The following is a 15,017-nucleotide window of genomic DNA, read 5'->3' as shown; positions in this document are numbered from 1 at the left end:
ATCCCCTTCTCCCAGTCCCACAGGTAGTTTGCGAACGCATGAGTCTCGTCAAGAAATTTGCTACCGTCGCTTCCGGCACGTTGATGAGCCGTGCGCTCGGTTTCGGCCGCGAGATGCTGATGGCAGCCGCACTCGGCACCGGACCGGTCGCGGACGCCTTCAACGCCGCCTTCCAGTTTCCCAACACGTTTCGCCGGCTGTTCGCGGAGGGCGCTTTCAATGCCGCCTTCGTGCCGCTGTTCGCCAAGGAGATCGAGACGCACGGCACCGACGGCGCCAAGCGTTTCTCGGAAGAGGTGTTCGGTGTCCTGTTCACCGCGCTCCTGGCGCTGACCGTTGCCATGGAACTGGCGATGCCGCTGATCGTGCGCTATCTGGTGGCGCCGGGCTTTGCCGACACGCCGGGCAAGTTCGAGACGACCGTCACGCTTGCGACGATCATGTTCCCGTATCTGATCTGCATGTCGCTCGCAGCCATGATGGCGGGCATGCTGAACTCACTGCGGCGCTATTTCGCGGCGGCGATCGCGCCGGCTTTCCTCAACATCATCCTGATTAGCGTGCTTGGCTACGCCTGGTACCATGGACTGGATGCACATGCTGTCGGCTTCGCCCTGTCCTGGGGCGTGCTGGCGGCGGGCGTGGTGCAGCTTGCCATCGTCTGGGTGGCGGTGCGCAATGCCGGCATCTCGATCGGCTTCCGCCGGCCGAAGATGACGCCGAACGTGAAGCGGCTCCTGATCCTGGCGCTGCCGGCGGCGATCACCGGCGGCATTACCCAAATCAACCAGCTGATCGGAACGGCCATCGCCTCGGCGCAGGACAGTGCCGTCTCCTCGCTGGCCTATGCCGACCGCGTCTACCAGTTGCCGCTCGGTGTCGTCGGCGTCGCGGTGGCGATCGTGCTGTTGCCCGAACTGTCGCGGGCGCTGAAGTCAGGCAACCTGATCGAGGCCGCCAATCTGCAGAACCGCTCCGTCGAATTCACCCTGTTCATGACCTTGCCGGCGGCGGCGGCACTCTGGGTCATGTCGGAACCGATCGTACGGCTGGTCTATGAGCGCGGCGCGTTCGCCGCCAACCATTCAACGCCTGTCGTGGCGGCGATCCTGGCGATCTTCGGTCTCGGCCTGCCGGCCTTCGTGCTGATCAAGGCCTTCACCCCAGGCTATTTCGCCCGCGAAGACACGCGCACGCCGATGATCTTCGCCGCAATCTCCGTGGCGGTGAACGTCGCCACGGCGCTGACGCTGTTCCCGAGGATGGGCGCACCCGGTATTGCCGTGGCTTCGGCCGTCGCCGGCTGGGTCAACGCGCTGATGCTGCTTGCCGTGCTGATCCGGCGCGGCCATTGGGGCCGCGACGTGCCGCTCCTGAAGCGCATTCCGCGGCTGGTGCTGTCGGCGGTGGTAATGGGGGTCGCCCTCTATTTCGCCGAGCATTATTTCGCCGTCAGGCTCGGACCCGGCTCGCCGCTGGTCATCAAGGCGACGACGGTACTCGCGCTGGTGGCGGGCGGAGCTACGCTCTATTTCGTCACCGCGTTCGTCACCGGCGGTGCCGATTTCAGTATGATCCGGCGCAATGTCGGGCGCAGGGGATCGCCAGCGACTAAGGAACAGTCTCCAGATCCGTAAGCCGGAATTCGTCTGCCGTCGAAAGTATCGAAACGGCGTAGTAGCGCGCGCAAGCGTAGTGGAAACAGTCCGCCAAATTCAGGCGAATGGCGTTGTTGCGAAACCGCGACGCAGCCTCGATGGACAATGACGTTGCCTCGGAGGCAGGCGGAAGCTCCCGCAAGGCTATAGCTCGCTCTTCAAGAAAACGACTGACTATCCTCAGGCTTACTTCGACGGGGACTGCCAATTTTTCTGATCGCGAAAGCGCCATCGAGGCTTCCCAGACGGCGATCGCCGACGTGAAAGGAGCCGGCGCCTCCATGATCGCTTGCGAGCAGCGTGGAGCTTCGGCCTCTTGGCTCAGCATCGCGACGATAGCGGCTGCGTCGACGAACATCAGTCTTCGCCGGACAATTCGTCGTAGACCGAGCGCGGCAGCGGATTGCGTGCCTGCTCGCTCAGCTCGATCCCGAATTCGGCACGGAGTCGTGCAGCCGTCTCAAGAGGTGTCTCTCGGTTACGCCGACGCTCCAGGGCTTCGCGCATGGCGATGACGATCGCCTCGGTGAGGCCGACTCCCTCGACCTTGGCGAAGGCGCGCGTCAAGCTGTCCGCCTCCTTGTTGTTGATGTTGATGGTCATCGCAGTACCTACATTCATTTGTGTAGTTATTGATACGTATCACACTACAAAAATAAATCAACATGGTCGCGGAGCGATCTCACGCCTCTTGATCCTCTCCCCACTCTCGTCCATAAGCGCGCCGTCGCAAGGCTTTCGCCGCGCGCGGTTTCCAGCCGCGTGATTGGCTCCGAAAAGTCTGCAACTTTTCGGAATCACGCTTATACGGCCCTCCACAAGCCATGAGGAAACCATGTCCGCCTTCAAGCCACTCGTCTTCTCCGGTGTCCAGCCGACCGGCAATCTGCATCTCGGCAACTATCTCGGCGCCATCAAGAAATTCGTCGCCCTGCAGGATACGTCCGACTGCATCTATTGCGTCGTCGACCTGCATTCGCTGACCGCCCAGCTCGTCTATGACGATCTTGCCGACCAGACGCGGTCGATCACCGCGGCGTTCCTCGCCTCCGGCATTGATCCGAAGAAGCACATCGTCTTCAACCAGTCGCGGGTGATGCAGCATGCGGAGCTTGCCTGGATCTTCAATTGCGTCGCGCGCATCGGCTGGATGAACAAGATGACGCAGTTCAAGGACAAGGCTGGCAAGGACCGCGAGAATGCCTCGCTGGGCCTGCTCGCCTATCCCTCGCTGATGGCGGCCGACATCCTGCTCTACCGCGCCACCCACGTGCCGGTGGGCGAGGACCAGAAGCAGCACCTGGAACTGACCCGCGACATCGCCCAGAAATTCAACAACGATTTCTCCGCCCGCATTGCCGGTCTTGGCGTCGGCGTCGAGATGCAGGTCGGTGAGGAGACGGTGAACGGCTTCTTCCCGATCACCGAACCGGTCATCGGCGGGCCGGCGGCGCGCATCATGAGCCTGCGCGACGGATCGAAGAAAATGTCGAAGTCCGACCCATCGGACCTGTCGCGCATCAACCTGACCGACGATGCTGACACCATCTCGAAAAAAATCCGCAAGGCCAAGACCGACCCGGAGGCCCTGCCGAGCGAGGTCGACGGGCTGGAAAGCCGGCCCGAGGCGGAGAACCTGGTCGGCATCTATGCGGGTCTCGCTGAGATGTCGAAGGCCGATGTGCTGAAGCAATTCGGCGGCCAGCAATTCTCCGTCTTCAAGCCGGCACTGGCCGATCTCGCGGTGGAGAAGCTGGCGCCGATCGCCGGCGAGATGCGCCGCATCCAGGGCGACCGGGCCTATGTCGACGCCGTGCTCAGGGACGGCGGCGAACGCGCCGGCGTTCTTGCCGAGACGACAATGAAGACGGTGCGCGACATTGTCGGGCTGCTGCAGGGCTGAGCCCGATCGTCAACGCGCCGCCTCATACCGGCCAAGACATACTGGCCTGTGGCCGACGGCTTGCCGCCGGCCTGCCGTAGTGGCAGATTGCGGCCGAAAAGTTACCAAGTAGGTAGACATGGTCTCCAAACGTCTCAGCCGCGAAGCCGGTCATCGCAGGAAATTCCTGACGATCATCGATGACACGCCGGAATGCGAACGCGCCGTCGCCTACGCCTCGAAGCGGGCGCAGAGCACCAGCGGCACGCTGGTGCTGCTCTATGTCATCGTACCGGACGATTTCCAGCACTGGCTGGGCGTCGAGAAGATCATGCGCGAGGAGGCGAACGCCACGGCGCGCGCGGCGCTCGACGGCTACGCCAACAAGGTGCGCCAGAAGCTCGGCATCGAACCGGAGATGGTCGTGCGCGAAGGCAAGCCTACGGAAGAGATCCATAAACTGATCGAGGAAGACCAGGATATCGCCATCCTGGTGCTGGCGGCCGGCGCCGGCAAGGAAGGTCCCGGACCGCTGGTCGGTGCGGTGGCCGGCAAGGGTGCGGCCTTTCCGATCCCGGTGACCGTGGTGCCGCAGAACCTGTCGGATGAGGAGATCGACAGCCTCGCCTAAGGCCCGCCCGGGATCCAGTTCCCCAGCCAGCAAAAACATTCCGCCAGCCAGCCGTTCCGGCGACGCGTTTCGCTTGAATGTCCAGCCGATAGAGCCTATTTAGAACTATTCCAAACTAGTTGCCCAAAACGGGCATGGAGACGGCTATGTTCATCCAGACCGAGTCGACGCCCAATCCGGCGACGCTGAAATTCCTGCCCGGCAAGGAAGTGCTGCTCGAAGGTACCGCCGATTTCCGCGATGCCGACAGTGCGGCGACGGCCTCGCCGCTGGCTGGCCGGCTGTTCGAAATCCCCGGCGTCACCGGCGTGTTCTTCGGCTATGATTTCATCACCGTGTCCAAGGACGGCCCGGACTGGCAGCACCTGAAGCCGGCAATCCTCGGCGCCATCATGGAGCACTTCATGTCCGGCGCGCCTGTCATGGCCAAGGCGGGCCCCGCCGCCGAGACCAGCCAGACGGGCGAATTCTACGCCAAGGCCGACGAGGAGCTCGTCATCACCATCAAGGAGTTGCTCGACACGCGCGTGCGCCCGGCGGTCGCCCAGGACGGCGGCGACATCACCTTCCGCGGCTTCGAGAACGGCACCGTGTTCCTGCACATGAAAGGCGCCTGCGCCGGTTGCCCGTCGTCGACGGCGACGCTGAAGCACGGCATCCAGAACCTGCTTCGCCATTTCGTGCCGGAAGTGCAGCAGGTCGAACAGGTCTCCTAACCGCCAGTTCCCTGCCGACAGACAACAAAAAACCGGGCCGAATTGCCCGGTTTTCTGTTTGGGACGTCCGTTGTTGCCTAGACGGTCCGCGTATGAAAGGCGACTTCCAGTTTAACCACGATGTGCCGAAAAAGCGGGGCTTTCCGGCATCATGGCCTAAAGAACGATGACCTTGGCGCCGACCTCGGCGCGATCGTAGAGGTCGATGACATCCTGGTTCATCAGCCGGATGCAGCCCGACGACATCGCCTTGCCGATCGAGTTCCATTCGGGGCTGCCGTGCAGGCGGTAGCCCATGTCACCGCCCTTGTTGAACAGGTACATGGCGCGCGCGCCAAGCGGGTTCTTCAGGCCCGGATCCATGCCGCCGGCGAACTTGGCGAGTTCGGGCTGGCGCTTGATCATCTGCGAGGGCGGTGTCCAGGTCGGCCATTCGCGCTTGATGGCGATATGGGCGGTGCCGTGCCATTCAAAGCCTTCGCGGCCGACGCCGATACCGTAGCGGATGGCCCGGCCGCCGCCCTCGACGAAGTACAGGAACTTGTTCTGCGTATCGACGATGATGGTGCCCGGCTTTTCCTTGGTGTCGTAGTTGACTTCCTGGCGATGGTACTTCGAAGGCACTTTCTCGATCGGGATCCGCGGCAGCTGGTAACCGGCATCGGTCACCGCGCCATAGTCGTTGGAGAAGATCTGTCCGCCGATGGTGCTGCAACCGGCAATAGCGGTGGACAGCGCCAGTGCGGCGATTATTGCAAGCGACTTCATGCGCATGTGGTGATCCGGTGCCCCGCCTAAACCAGAGCGGCACGAGTCGGCCGCTTTCTCATCATCATTCATGCTGGCATTTGCTTTGCTTGCCAAGCACACGATGCCTATATGCGGGGACTTACATGCTGGTATGCGTATCACTATGGCATTTCGGCAACATACCTCGCCGGATTGTCAAGGAAATTCAATGGGCCTGAATCGCAGGCCCGCAAAATCGAGGACCCGCCATGAATGTCGGCGACGCCGCCCACCGCTCAGGCCTGCCGGCCAAGACCATCCGCTACTACGAGGAAATCGGCCTGATCGCGCCCGCGCGCGCCGCCAATGGCTACCGCGACTATTCGGGCGACGACATCCATCGGCTGGCCTTCCTGCGCCGCGCGCGCAATCTCGGCTTTTCCATAGACGATTGCCGCCAGCTGATGGCGCTCTACAGGGATCGTGGCCGCGCCAGCCAGGACGTGCGCGCGATCGCCGCCGCCCATGTCATGGCCATCGAGGAGAAGGTGCGCGAGCTGCAATCGATGCGCTCGACGCTGCAGAAGCTCGTTCACGCCTGCCATGGCGACGAGCGGCCGGACTGCCCGATCCTGGATGATATGGCGGGGGTGGCGTGAGTCAGCGACAAACCCCATCGCAGGAGCGATAGACCTCGTATTGAGGAAGGTGGCCTGGGCGAAGGCGGCGAAAGACGGCAAACCAGATGACAGCCCGCATCTTCGAAAGCCCCGTCTTGCCCCTGTGATTGTCGACGGTGCGAGTGGCCTTGCACACTTCCGTGAAGGCCGCCAGCATTGGTTCGTGTAGTATATTGCACGCTCTAATATGAACGTAACGTATAAGCCGGAGAGAGCGCATGACCCGCGACCAGATGCTCGCCTACCTTAGCGCCGCCGATGCGGTCGCTCGCGAGGCTGCCGCGCACGGCCATCATCCGTTCGGTGCGGTGCTGGTCGGCCCCGACGACGCGATCCTCATGCGCCAAGGCAATATCGATACCATTCATCACGCCGAGACCGAACTTGCACGGCGCGCGGCAGCAGCCTATTCGCCTGAGTTTCTGTGGACATGCACGCTGGTCTCAACCGGCGAGCCCTGTGCGATGTGCACCGGAACGCTCTACTGGGCGAATATCGGCCGGCTGGTCTATGGCTTCGAGGAGATCGAGCTTCTCGCGCTGACTAGCGACCATCCCGAAAACCCGACGATGAACCTGCCCTCGCGCGTTGTGCTCGGCTCTGGACAGAAGAAGATCGAGGTTCACGGCCCCTTCCCCGAAATTGCGGACGAGCTGGTCTCGGTGCACCGTGGCTTCTGGCAGCGGTAGTGGTTCTTCGGGTTTGCTGGGTTGCCGGTCTGACCCAGGAACAGATAAAGGAACTGGTGTGTCGGAAGCGGGATCAAGGCGAAGATTAGACGGCTATTCACCCTTTCTTCACCATATCAGCACATGCTCATAAGCGGACATGCTGATGTAGCTCGTACGTGTCGAAAGCCCCGGTGCAGGCCCAAGCGCCGGGGCTTTTTCAGATACCTCCCGATGGCTCCGGGAAATAGCGTCCTTCAGAAGATTCCCATGACAATTAGGATGATCCCAATCGCCGCAAGGGCCATGACGAGGATCATGGCCATCTCGAAGGCGTGACCGAAATTGTCAGTCATCAGGCACCACGCACAAAGGACAACAGCCCGGCCTGCTCATCGTGTGACACAGGATTCCGCAGGCCGGGCCGTACGCCGGCTTTTGAGGGCACGAGCCGGTGAAGGTTGAGCATGTTCCTAAGCGGACCTGTTCGCAATGGCATGTCCGAATGCGTACAAAATTCCGGTCTTATCTAGCAAACGGACCAAACAGCCTTCGGCTACTTTTTCGCCAGCAAGAGAGCTTCGCGCACCAGCGATGGCAAACTGCCAACGCCAAGCAAATCGATAAGCTCGCGTGCTTGGCTGAGGGTGATTCCGGTTTTGTCGACAAGCCAGTTGGCGTGCTTGTCCTTGGCGGTTTGGATCAGCATTTTCGTTTCATCGAGTTCGTGCATGGCAAATGCTCCATGGCGAAACCGAAACGTATCCCTAGTGAAAGTAGCTCGCAAGCCGCGTAGGTGAAATCGTACAAATCAGACAAATCGGCCTCGCGGCCCGGCGCTTAAACGAGGATGGGTTTGTCAAATATACAATCGCCTCGATTCTGGCGATTATATATTTGACAGACCCGGCTTGGTCGGTTGAATTGGTTATGGTATAGCCCCCTTGGGTTGAAGGGGGGATTATCATGACGAGATATGTTCCAATTTTGAGATGGAAGCAGGGCGAACGCACCGCGCTTAATCATTTGGCCGCTGCTACTCGCGATGGCGTAGCGCCGCATGTCGTTCTGACACAAGCGCAGTTCATCGGTTCGTCCAAGAAGTCATCAAGCGACACTCCACCTAAGAAGGCGCCTCCGAGCGCGGCGGAACATTTTGCCAAGCAGGTATTCGATTCATGGGGGAAGAACTTGTTTTTCCTCGATGCGGCCGACTTGCTGGGGAACGAAACGAAACACGATCTAGACGAGATACGGCAGGCCGCAAAAAAACTCGGACTCTACCTAGTGCCTTCCGCACGGTATGCAGCGCCAAAGGAATATCGCGCTGCCGTGCGACGCGCTGTAAAGCAAGACGGGGTTGGGTTGGCGCTGCGTCTTACCCTGAGCGAAATGACCTCTGCTGCTACCTGGGTTTCGTCATGGCCCTTCCCGGCTTCGGAAACCGATCTGATTATAGACTTGGGTGCTTCGGTCGCGAGTGTTCTAGCACTTGGCAGTTCTGTCCTGACTGCATTCCAAGCACTTACGAACGGTGCGCAATGGCGCTCTATAACCATGACTGGAGGCAACATACCCGCTACCCTAACAGGCTATGTCGTGGGTCGCACCATGTTGCCAAGATCGGAATTTGCACTCTGGTCAAAACTAGTGGCCGCACCCTTGCCGTATAGCTTGGATTTTGGCGACTACGCTACCATTGGCCCCGAGGCCAGCACAGAAGACATCGGCGGGCCAGTTCCGATCAACGCGAAGTACACCATAAAACCGGACTTTGTCGTCTATCACGGCGTCAAGGAAAAAGGGCCGGTAGGGAAGCCGCGAGATCAACAATATCGGGCCTATGCGAAGGACATAACCAGTAAATTACCAAACCGATCCCCATTGGCATATTGCTGGGGGGATCAGATGATCGATGCTATCGCCAATTCGGCCCCCACCGCCGGAAGTCCTACCAGCTGGGTCAGTTATAGCATCAATCGGCATCTCGAGATTACCAGGGCTCAACTGCCCTAGCTTCGGCCGGTTTTTGAGTACCTCTCGGACTTCCAACGCCAGTTGCCGGTATGAAAAGGCGTCGATTAGATGGCGGGCAACATCTGCTGAAGACTTTGCCCGCCATCCCTTCGCAAGCCCGTGTTTCTCCAAAATCGAGACCGCCTCATCCTTCCATATAAGTTGAGCTAATATGGCCGGGTCTGGATTCGGATTACGTTTCGCACGGCGCTTTGTCGCAAGCTTTATGCCGCCATTTTTCATTGTGGCCAGCACGCAGCCCCACCACGAGGGTATGCAAGACAGGGCTTTGTCATAGTGTTTCCCACCGACGACCAACGTCATGCGGTCAAAAACCTTGCCATAGATTTCAACTTGGTTGGGAAGGCGCGCGAGATTGTCGCTGTCGCTTTTTAATTCGTATCCGCACAGCTCGCCATTGATGACGGCGATATCGACGCGAACGGCTCCGGACCAAACGCCCATCTCCTCCACAATGCGCGTTGTGGCGTCGTCTTCATGCAGTAATTGGAGGTGAGCCTTAACCGCTCTCCTCACATCGGCATCCCGCATCCCGGCCCTTTCCGATGCTTCGTCTCGGCAACGTAACGACGAAAGGTTAACTGAACTTTTACCAATTGGTCAAGGAATCGCAGGTTGTAAACTGGGCTATTCCTCTTTCTTTTTCTGTTCTTCGTGCCTTGGCGGCGGCGCTTTCGCCACCTTCCTAAGGGCCGCATTCAACGGCTCTTCGGAATCGACGGTTTCGATCTCCCGCGCCAGTTCTCGGAACTTGTCGATTTGGGGCTTCTCTTCCTGTGCAGACTTGTGGTCGCCGCTCGCGCGGGCACCTTCATTGGATTTCTGATAGTGTGCCAAGTCTGATTCTTTTGGCTTGCGCGTCATGAGTGACCATTTTGTTTTTGCCGATGAGGCCGGTTGCTTCAAATTCGAAGCTGGCGATCACGCCAGTCGGTATTTTATCCTCTGCACCATTCGGATGGAAACATGCGAGGTGGGAGCGGAGCTTTTGGATCTTCGTCGCCACCTCGTGGCAAAGAAGCAAATCGACGGCGAAGGCTTCCATTGTACCACAGATAAGCAGGCTGTTCGCGACGAAGTTTTCGGCGTTCTTAAAGGCCATAATTTCGCGGTGGATTCCACCATCCTTGAGAAGCGGAAAGCGTTACCTCGCATCAGCCAGGATGAAGCCGTCTTTTACAAATATGCTTGGTATTATCACGCCAAGGATTTGTTACCTCGTCGCTTCAAGGCGGACGACAATGTGCTTATTTCTGCGGCTGCGCTGGACACCAAGCGAGGCAAGGCTGCCTTTCGGAATGCCTTCAACGAAGTGATCCAGCAAACTGGCAAGCACTTGGAGCACACCACCGTTTTCCACCTGTCCAAAACCGACCCGTGCCTTCAGGCAGCCGATTATTGCGCATGGGCATTGCAGCGGAAATGGGAGCGAGAAGACGGTCGCTCATACGACTTGATAGCCGGCAAACTGTCCACCGAGTTTAATCTGTGGAAGTACGGCAAGAACCCATTATTATTGATAGAAAAAGTTGTGCGCCCCGCTATCCCGATTATCTCCTTTTCAGGAGCGGCCACTGGGGCTTTTCGTCAGGCAAGGGGCGCACAAACCAACCATAATGTAACCGAAGCTAAAGAATCTGACAACCGGTCATGACCGGTTTTTTCGTTTCGCAGCCGTGACAGTCTTTGGGAACCGAGGCTTTCTGGCCACATATTTCCAAAGCGGAAGCGTCAACTGGACCGGCTTCCGGTAGTGCTCATGCCTCGCGTTGACGAGGCCCCCCATAGGTAAGGCGCTTGCCCTTGGCACCCCGCAAGGCGATGAGCGAACGAACGCTGTCATCGATGCCGAGCGCGATGCGGTTCGAATAGCGGAAGTCGAACTCTGCCAGATAGCGGTGCAGATGGTGTTCGGCGCAGTGCTGGTAGACGCCCTTCATGCCGCGCTTGAAGATCGAATAATAGCCTTCCACCGTGTTCGTGTGGATGGTCTTTTCGCCTTCGTAGCGCACGTATTCATCCTTGGAATGCGTCACGACATCGTGCGAGGCGAATTCCTGGCCCACGCGGCGATACATGCCAGCCTCGTCCGTCATCAACGCGCTTTCCTTGGCGATGTTGGCGCGGATAATCGGCATGACAGTGCCAATGCGGGCGGTATCGACATGGAAGGAACGGGCGCGGCCACCACGCTCTACCAGCGTGACGACAGTGTTCTTGTGCGAGCCGCCGCCAGTCTTCACCGGAGTACCGGCAAGGCGACCGATATAGGTTTCGTCGGCCTCAACGGTCTTGCCATTACCGCCCATGGGCGTGAAGTCGCCAGAGCGCATGGCCTCGCGAATGCGATGGTACATGAACCAAGCTGACTTGTAGGTGATTTCCAGAGCGCGGTGCAGTTGATGGGCCGAAACGCCCTTCTTGCTCGCGCACATGGCGTGCAAAGCCTGCAACCAGATGTGCAGCGGCAGGTGGCTTTCCTCAAAGATCGTACCCATGCGAACAGTGAACTTCTTGCGGCAATCTCTGCACTTGTAGAGGCCGTGAATTTCCAAGCCGTGCGGGTTCTTCTTGGACGGCTTCGTGCGACCGCCCTTCAATGCGTAGTGCTTTTCCATGGAGCCGCAATGATGGCAAACCGGACCCTGCGGCCACAGCATACCCTCGACGTGTTCGAAGGCGGCGGCTTCGTCATGAAAGTAGGGGCGGGAAAGAACGGACATAGCGATAACTCCTTGGATTCGTTATCGCACGTCCGTTTGGGTCTGTCAAATATATAATCGCCTCGATTCTTATTAAGGTTGGCTAATTTGAAGCGACGTGATACCCGGTTTCCACAGGCTACGGCTGGATAGCGCCGCCTGACTTGTCGACAAGCCGGTCGGCTTCACCACTTTGATTAGCGATCACTAATATGCTATAGGCAAATGGTGAGGGGCTAGTTCCATGAGACAGTCGCTAAGACACATTGCATTGGCATGGCTCATTCTGCCCGGCGATGCAGACGCTCACGATTGGTATACAGGCAAGACTGATCCCGTCCTTCACTATAACTGCTGCGGAAACAAAGATTGCCACCCGATCAGTTCCGACTACGTCAGGATGACGAAAGACGGCTATTTCGTCAGGATGCCGCGCCCGGCTTACTTGAATGAGCCCCAGGAACCGGAGTGGTTTATCCCCCGAGAACGCGTCCAGACTTCGCCTGATGATCAATACCATATCTGCGAGCGATTGATGACGTTTTACCGGACGATCATTCCTCACTTGAAGTTTGAGGCCTATTACCGGTTCAGATGGACGTGCTTCTTCGCGCCGCCGGGGACGGGTTCAATCCCGTCGGATTGAACCCGTCAAGGGCTTTCTGTCAATCGGGTCTGATACAATCGCCTTCTAAAAACGGGTTCAAACCGTGAACAAAATCTGGCATGGTGCCTGCCATGCCAATCATCTCCCCGATTCCCCTGAACCCTCTGATCGACGGCCGCCAGTCCGAGCGCGCCATGCTGGTGCGGCGTGGCGTGCAGCGGCTGCTGATGCAAATGGGCGCCCATGTGCTGCCTGAACTGTCGCTGGCCACCGGCCGCCGCGCCGACCTCGTGGCGCTGACGCGGCAGGGCGATATCTGGATCATCGAGATCAAATCCTCGATCGAGGATTTTCGCGTTGACCGCAAGTGGCCGGACTATCGCCTGCATTCCGACCGTTTTTTCTTTGCCACCCATCCGGGCGTGCCGGCCGAAATCTTTCCCCAGGAATGCGGCTTCATTCTCTCCGACGGATATGGCGCCGAAATCCTGCGCGATGCGCCGGAGCATCACATGGCGGCGGCAACGCGCAAGGCGCTGATGCTGCGTATCGCGCGTGCGGGTGCTTCGCGGCTTCTGGCGGCGGAACTCGCGGGGGTCGCGGTGCCGGCACTGGAGGGGGAGAGCGAGTAATCGCGGCCCTGAAATTGACGCCCGCAACTGTCAGATGCTCCAGCCCGGAACTGTTACTCCTCCGTCCCTTCCACTCCACTCGCAGCCGGCGCCATCAGCAGGACCGCGGCGCCGAGCAGCGCGGCGATGAAGGAACCGGCGAGAATGCCGACCTTGACCGCGTCCTGCAGCGCCACGTCGCTGGCGAAGGCGAGCAGGCCTATGAACAGGCTCATGGTGAAGCCGATGCCGCACAGCAGCGAGATGCCGATCATGTGCGACCAGCCGGCATGGGCCGGCAGATCGGCGAGGCCGAAGCGGATGGCGAGCGCGGAGGAGCCGAACACGCCGACCAACTTGCCGACGACGAGACCGGCCGCGACGCCCAGCGTCAGCGGCTCGATCAAGGCGCCGAAACTCAGGCCGGCAAGCGAAACGCCGGCATTGGCAAAGCCGAAGATCGGGACGACGATGAACGCCACCAGCTTGTGCAGGCCATGCTCGAGCCGGTGCAGCGGCGAACGGTCGAGATCGTGACCGATCCCGGCGGAGCGTTCGAGCGGAATGGTGAGCGCAAGTGCTACGCCGGCCAGCGTGGCATGGACGCCGGACTTCAGCACCAGCACCCACAGGATGGCGCCAAGCATGAGATAAGGCACCAGGCTCATCACCCGCATGCGGTTGAGCACGACAAGCGCGGCAATGACGGCGAAGGCCGCGCCGAGATAGGCCAGCGACAGACCGCTGGTGTAGAAGATGGCGATGATGATGACGGCGCCGAGGTCGTCGATGATGGCAAGCGCGGTCAGGAAGACCTTCAGCGAGGCCGGCACGCGGCTGCCGAGCAGCGACAGCACGCCGAGGGCGAAGGCGATGTCGGTGGCGGTCGGGATCGCCCAGCCGGACAGTGCGGCCGGATTGCTGCTGTTGATGGCGACATAGACCAGAGCCGGCACCACCATGCCGCCGGCCGCGGCGATGCCAGGCAGCATCCTGCGCGGCCAGGTCGAGAGCTGGCCATCCAGCATCTCGCGCTTGATCTCCAGCCCGACGAGCAGGAAGAACACCGCCATCAGCCCGTCATTGACCCAGTGCGAGACATTGAGCGGGCCGATATAGGCGTGGAGAACGGCGAAATAGGTTTCGGCAAGCGGCGAATTGGCGACGATCAGGGCAAGGGCCGCCGCCACCATCAGGATAATGCCGCCAGCCGCCTCGCTGTCCAGGAACTCGCGGAAGACGGAAACCGGCCGTTGCTTCAAATCCTGCATTTTGCCTCCGTACCTAGCCTGGCAGCCAACGTTGTTTGCAATGATGGCAGGTGCCGTTGACGATGCAAGGCGCCTTAGTTTCGTATGAGTTCACAGGCATATCGTATGCTTGGGAAATCGACCGACATCGCTTCGTCATCTACAGGCGTAGCAAGGAGCGCAGCGACGCGGCGCAGACCCGAGGATGACGAAGCTCGGGTGGCCTTACGCCAATTGCCCGGAGTCGACGTCTCTCAGCGCGGCGCTCGCTTGGCGAGGATCCGCTGCAGCGTGCGGCGATGCATGTTGAGCCGGCGCGCGGTCTCGGAGACATTGCGCTCGCACATCTCGTAGACGCGCTGGATATGCTCCCAGCGCACCCGGTCGGCCGACATCGGGTTTTCCGGTGGGGCGGCGCGCTCGCCGGTGGTGCGGGTCAGTGCCGCAAAGACATCGTCGGCATCGGCGGGCTTCGACAGATAGTCGACGGCGCCGAGTTTCACCGCGGTCACCGCGGTGGCGATGTTGCCGTAACCGGTCAGGATGATGGTGCGGGAATCCTCGCGCTTCTCGCGGATGGCGGCGACCACGTCGAGGCCATTGCCGTCGCCCAACCGCATGTCGACCACCGCATAGGCGGGCGGATTGGCGCGGGCCTTGCCCACGGCCTCCTCTACGCTCTCCGCCGTCTCGACCACGAAACCCCTGGTTTCCATGGCACGGGCCAGACGGGTCAGGAACGGCTTGTCGTCATCGACGATCAGAAGCGAGGTATCCTCGCCTTCAACCATAGGCCCACTGTTTTCATCGCCTGTCATCGTCTCGAAAATTCCTGCTGCCTTATTT

The 15,017-nt window shown here is 59.9% G+C and carries 17 protein-coding genes; 9 read left to right on the top strand and 8 right to left on the bottom strand.

Features of this window, described 5'->3' with window-relative positions; translation table 11 throughout:
- The first annotated feature begins 38 nt into the window (after window positions 1–38).
- On the top strand, window positions 39–1,637 hold the full coding sequence (gene murJ, locus FJ492_RS04415) for a murein biosynthesis integral membrane protein MurJ (protein WP_140716494.1): 1,599 nt from the start codon (window positions 39–41) through the stop codon (window positions 1,635–1,637).
- On the opposite strand, the gene FJ492_RS04410 is transcribed toward murJ, so the two are convergent.
- Complete coding sequence (locus FJ492_RS04410) at window positions 1,612–2,016, bottom strand: type II toxin-antitoxin system VapC family toxin (protein ID WP_140509111.1); 405 nt, start codon at window positions 2,014–2,016, stop codon at window positions 1,612–1,614. The genes murJ and FJ492_RS04410 overlap by 26 nt on opposite strands.
- Complete coding sequence (locus FJ492_RS04405; protein ID WP_140509110.1) at window positions 2,016–2,261, bottom strand: type II toxin-antitoxin system VapB family antitoxin; 246 nt, start codon at window positions 2,259–2,261, stop codon at window positions 2,016–2,018. The genes FJ492_RS04410 and FJ492_RS04405 overlap by 1 nt, the downstream gene beginning before the upstream one ends.
- Before the next feature lie 232 nt (window positions 2,262–2,493).
- Between FJ492_RS04405 and trpS the strand changes: the two genes are divergently transcribed.
- The 3 genes from trpS to FJ492_RS04390 all read left to right on the top strand — a co-directional run bounded on the left by trpS (window position 2,494) and on the right by FJ492_RS04390 (window position 4,887).
- Window positions 2,494–3,561: a tryptophan--tRNA ligase gene (trpS, locus tag FJ492_RS04400; RefSeq protein WP_140509108.1), complete on the top strand. Its 1,068-nt coding sequence runs from the start codon at window positions 2,494–2,496 to the stop codon at window positions 3,559–3,561.
- Window positions 3,562–3,679: 118 nt separating this feature from the next.
- Entirely contained in the window at window positions 3,680–4,171 is a 492-nt protein-coding gene (locus FJ492_RS04395) for a universal stress protein (protein ID WP_010913128.1), read from the top strand.
- Between the two features lie 146 nt (window positions 4,172–4,317).
- Window positions 4,318–4,887: a NifU family protein gene (locus FJ492_RS04390; RefSeq protein ID WP_140509106.1), complete on the top strand. Its 570-nt coding sequence runs from the start codon at window positions 4,318–4,320 to the stop codon at window positions 4,885–4,887.
- A gap of 156 nt (window positions 4,888–5,043) precedes the next feature.
- Here FJ492_RS04390 and FJ492_RS04385 read toward each other — a convergent pair whose 3' ends face one another.
- Window positions 5,044–5,661: a L,D-transpeptidase gene (locus tag FJ492_RS04385; protein ID WP_027142903.1), complete on the bottom strand. Its 618-nt coding sequence runs from the start codon at window positions 5,659–5,661 to the stop codon at window positions 5,044–5,046.
- 224 nt (window positions 5,662–5,885) lie between these two features.
- On the opposite strand from FJ492_RS04385, the gene cueR reads away from it, so the two are divergent.
- Both cueR and FJ492_RS04375 read left to right on the top strand, forming a co-directional pair.
- Window positions 5,886–6,275 carry a Cu(I)-responsive transcriptional regulator gene (gene cueR, locus FJ492_RS04380; RefSeq protein WP_140768657.1) on the top strand — a complete coding sequence of 130 codons (390 nt, stop codon included), beginning with the start codon at window positions 5,886–5,888 and terminating at the stop codon, window positions 6,273–6,275.
- 239 nt (window positions 6,276–6,514) lie between these two features.
- A complete protein-coding gene (locus tag FJ492_RS04375) occupies window positions 6,515–6,985 on the top strand; it encodes a nucleoside deaminase (protein ID WP_140768655.1) in 471 nt (156 codons plus the stop codon).
- A 535-nt stretch (window positions 6,986–7,520) separates the two neighbouring features.
- On the opposite strand, the gene FJ492_RS28650 is transcribed toward FJ492_RS04375, so the two are convergent.
- Window positions 7,521–7,697 carry a hypothetical protein gene (locus FJ492_RS28650; RefSeq protein ID WP_181165863.1) on the bottom strand — a complete coding sequence of 59 codons (177 nt, stop codon included), beginning with the start codon at window positions 7,695–7,697 and terminating at the stop codon, window positions 7,521–7,523.
- A 233-nt stretch (window positions 7,698–7,930) separates the two neighbouring features.
- Between FJ492_RS28650 and FJ492_RS04370 the strand changes: the two genes are divergently transcribed.
- A complete protein-coding gene (locus FJ492_RS04370) occupies window positions 7,931–8,980 on the top strand; it encodes a beta family protein (protein WP_140768653.1) in 1,050 nt (349 codons plus the stop codon).
- A gap of 648 nt (window positions 8,981–9,628) precedes the next feature.
- Here the strand turns inward: FJ492_RS04370 and FJ492_RS04360 are convergent.
- Window positions 9,629–9,865 (bottom strand): hypothetical protein, encoded by a 237-nt coding sequence (locus FJ492_RS04360; RefSeq protein ID WP_140768649.1) that lies wholly within the window; start codon window positions 9,863–9,865, stop codon window positions 9,629–9,631.
- Between FJ492_RS04360 and FJ492_RS04355 the strand changes: the two genes are divergently transcribed.
- Window positions 9,864–10,655, top strand: coding sequence for a DUF3800 domain-containing protein (locus FJ492_RS04355; protein ID WP_140768647.1), 792 nt, complete (start codon window positions 9,864–9,866; stop codon window positions 10,653–10,655). The genes FJ492_RS04360 and FJ492_RS04355 overlap by 2 nt on opposite strands.
- Window positions 10,656–10,758: 103 nt before the next feature.
- On the opposite strand, the gene FJ492_RS04350 is transcribed toward FJ492_RS04355, so the two are convergent.
- Complete coding sequence (locus tag FJ492_RS04350) at window positions 10,759–11,724, bottom strand: IS1595 family transposase (RefSeq protein ID WP_140768645.1); 966 nt, start codon at window positions 11,722–11,724, stop codon at window positions 10,759–10,761.
- Window positions 11,725–12,441: 717 nt separating this feature from the next.
- Between FJ492_RS04350 and FJ492_RS04340 the strand changes: the two genes are divergently transcribed.
- Window positions 12,442–12,942, top strand: a complete 501-nt coding sequence (locus tag FJ492_RS04340) for an MmcB family DNA repair protein (RefSeq protein ID WP_181166574.1) — start codon at window positions 12,442–12,444, stop codon at window positions 12,940–12,942.
- 53 nt (window positions 12,943–12,995) lie between these two features.
- Here FJ492_RS04340 and nhaA read toward each other — a convergent pair whose 3' ends face one another.
- Both nhaA and FJ492_RS04330 read right to left on the bottom strand, forming a co-directional pair.
- Window positions 12,996–14,192, bottom strand: a complete 1,197-nt coding sequence (gene nhaA, locus FJ492_RS04335) for a Na+/H+ antiporter NhaA (protein ID WP_140768639.1) — start codon at window positions 14,190–14,192, stop codon at window positions 12,996–12,998.
- Between the two features lie 233 nt (window positions 14,193–14,425).
- The gene (locus tag FJ492_RS04330) at window positions 14,426–14,989 is read right to left on the bottom strand and encodes an ActR/PrrA/RegA family redox response regulator transcription factor (protein ID WP_015314185.1); all 564 of its coding nucleotides are present in this window, start codon (window positions 14,987–14,989) and stop codon (window positions 14,426–14,428) included.
- Window positions 14,990–15,017: the final 28 nt, after the last annotated feature.

The sequence above is a fragment of the Mesorhizobium sp. B2-5-4 genome (genome assembly GCF_006441095.1).
Classification (GTDB): Bacteria; Pseudomonadota; Alphaproteobacteria; order Rhizobiales; family Rhizobiaceae; genus Mesorhizobium; species Mesorhizobium salmacidum.
This window is presented reverse-complemented; position numbering and strand designations above follow the sequence as displayed.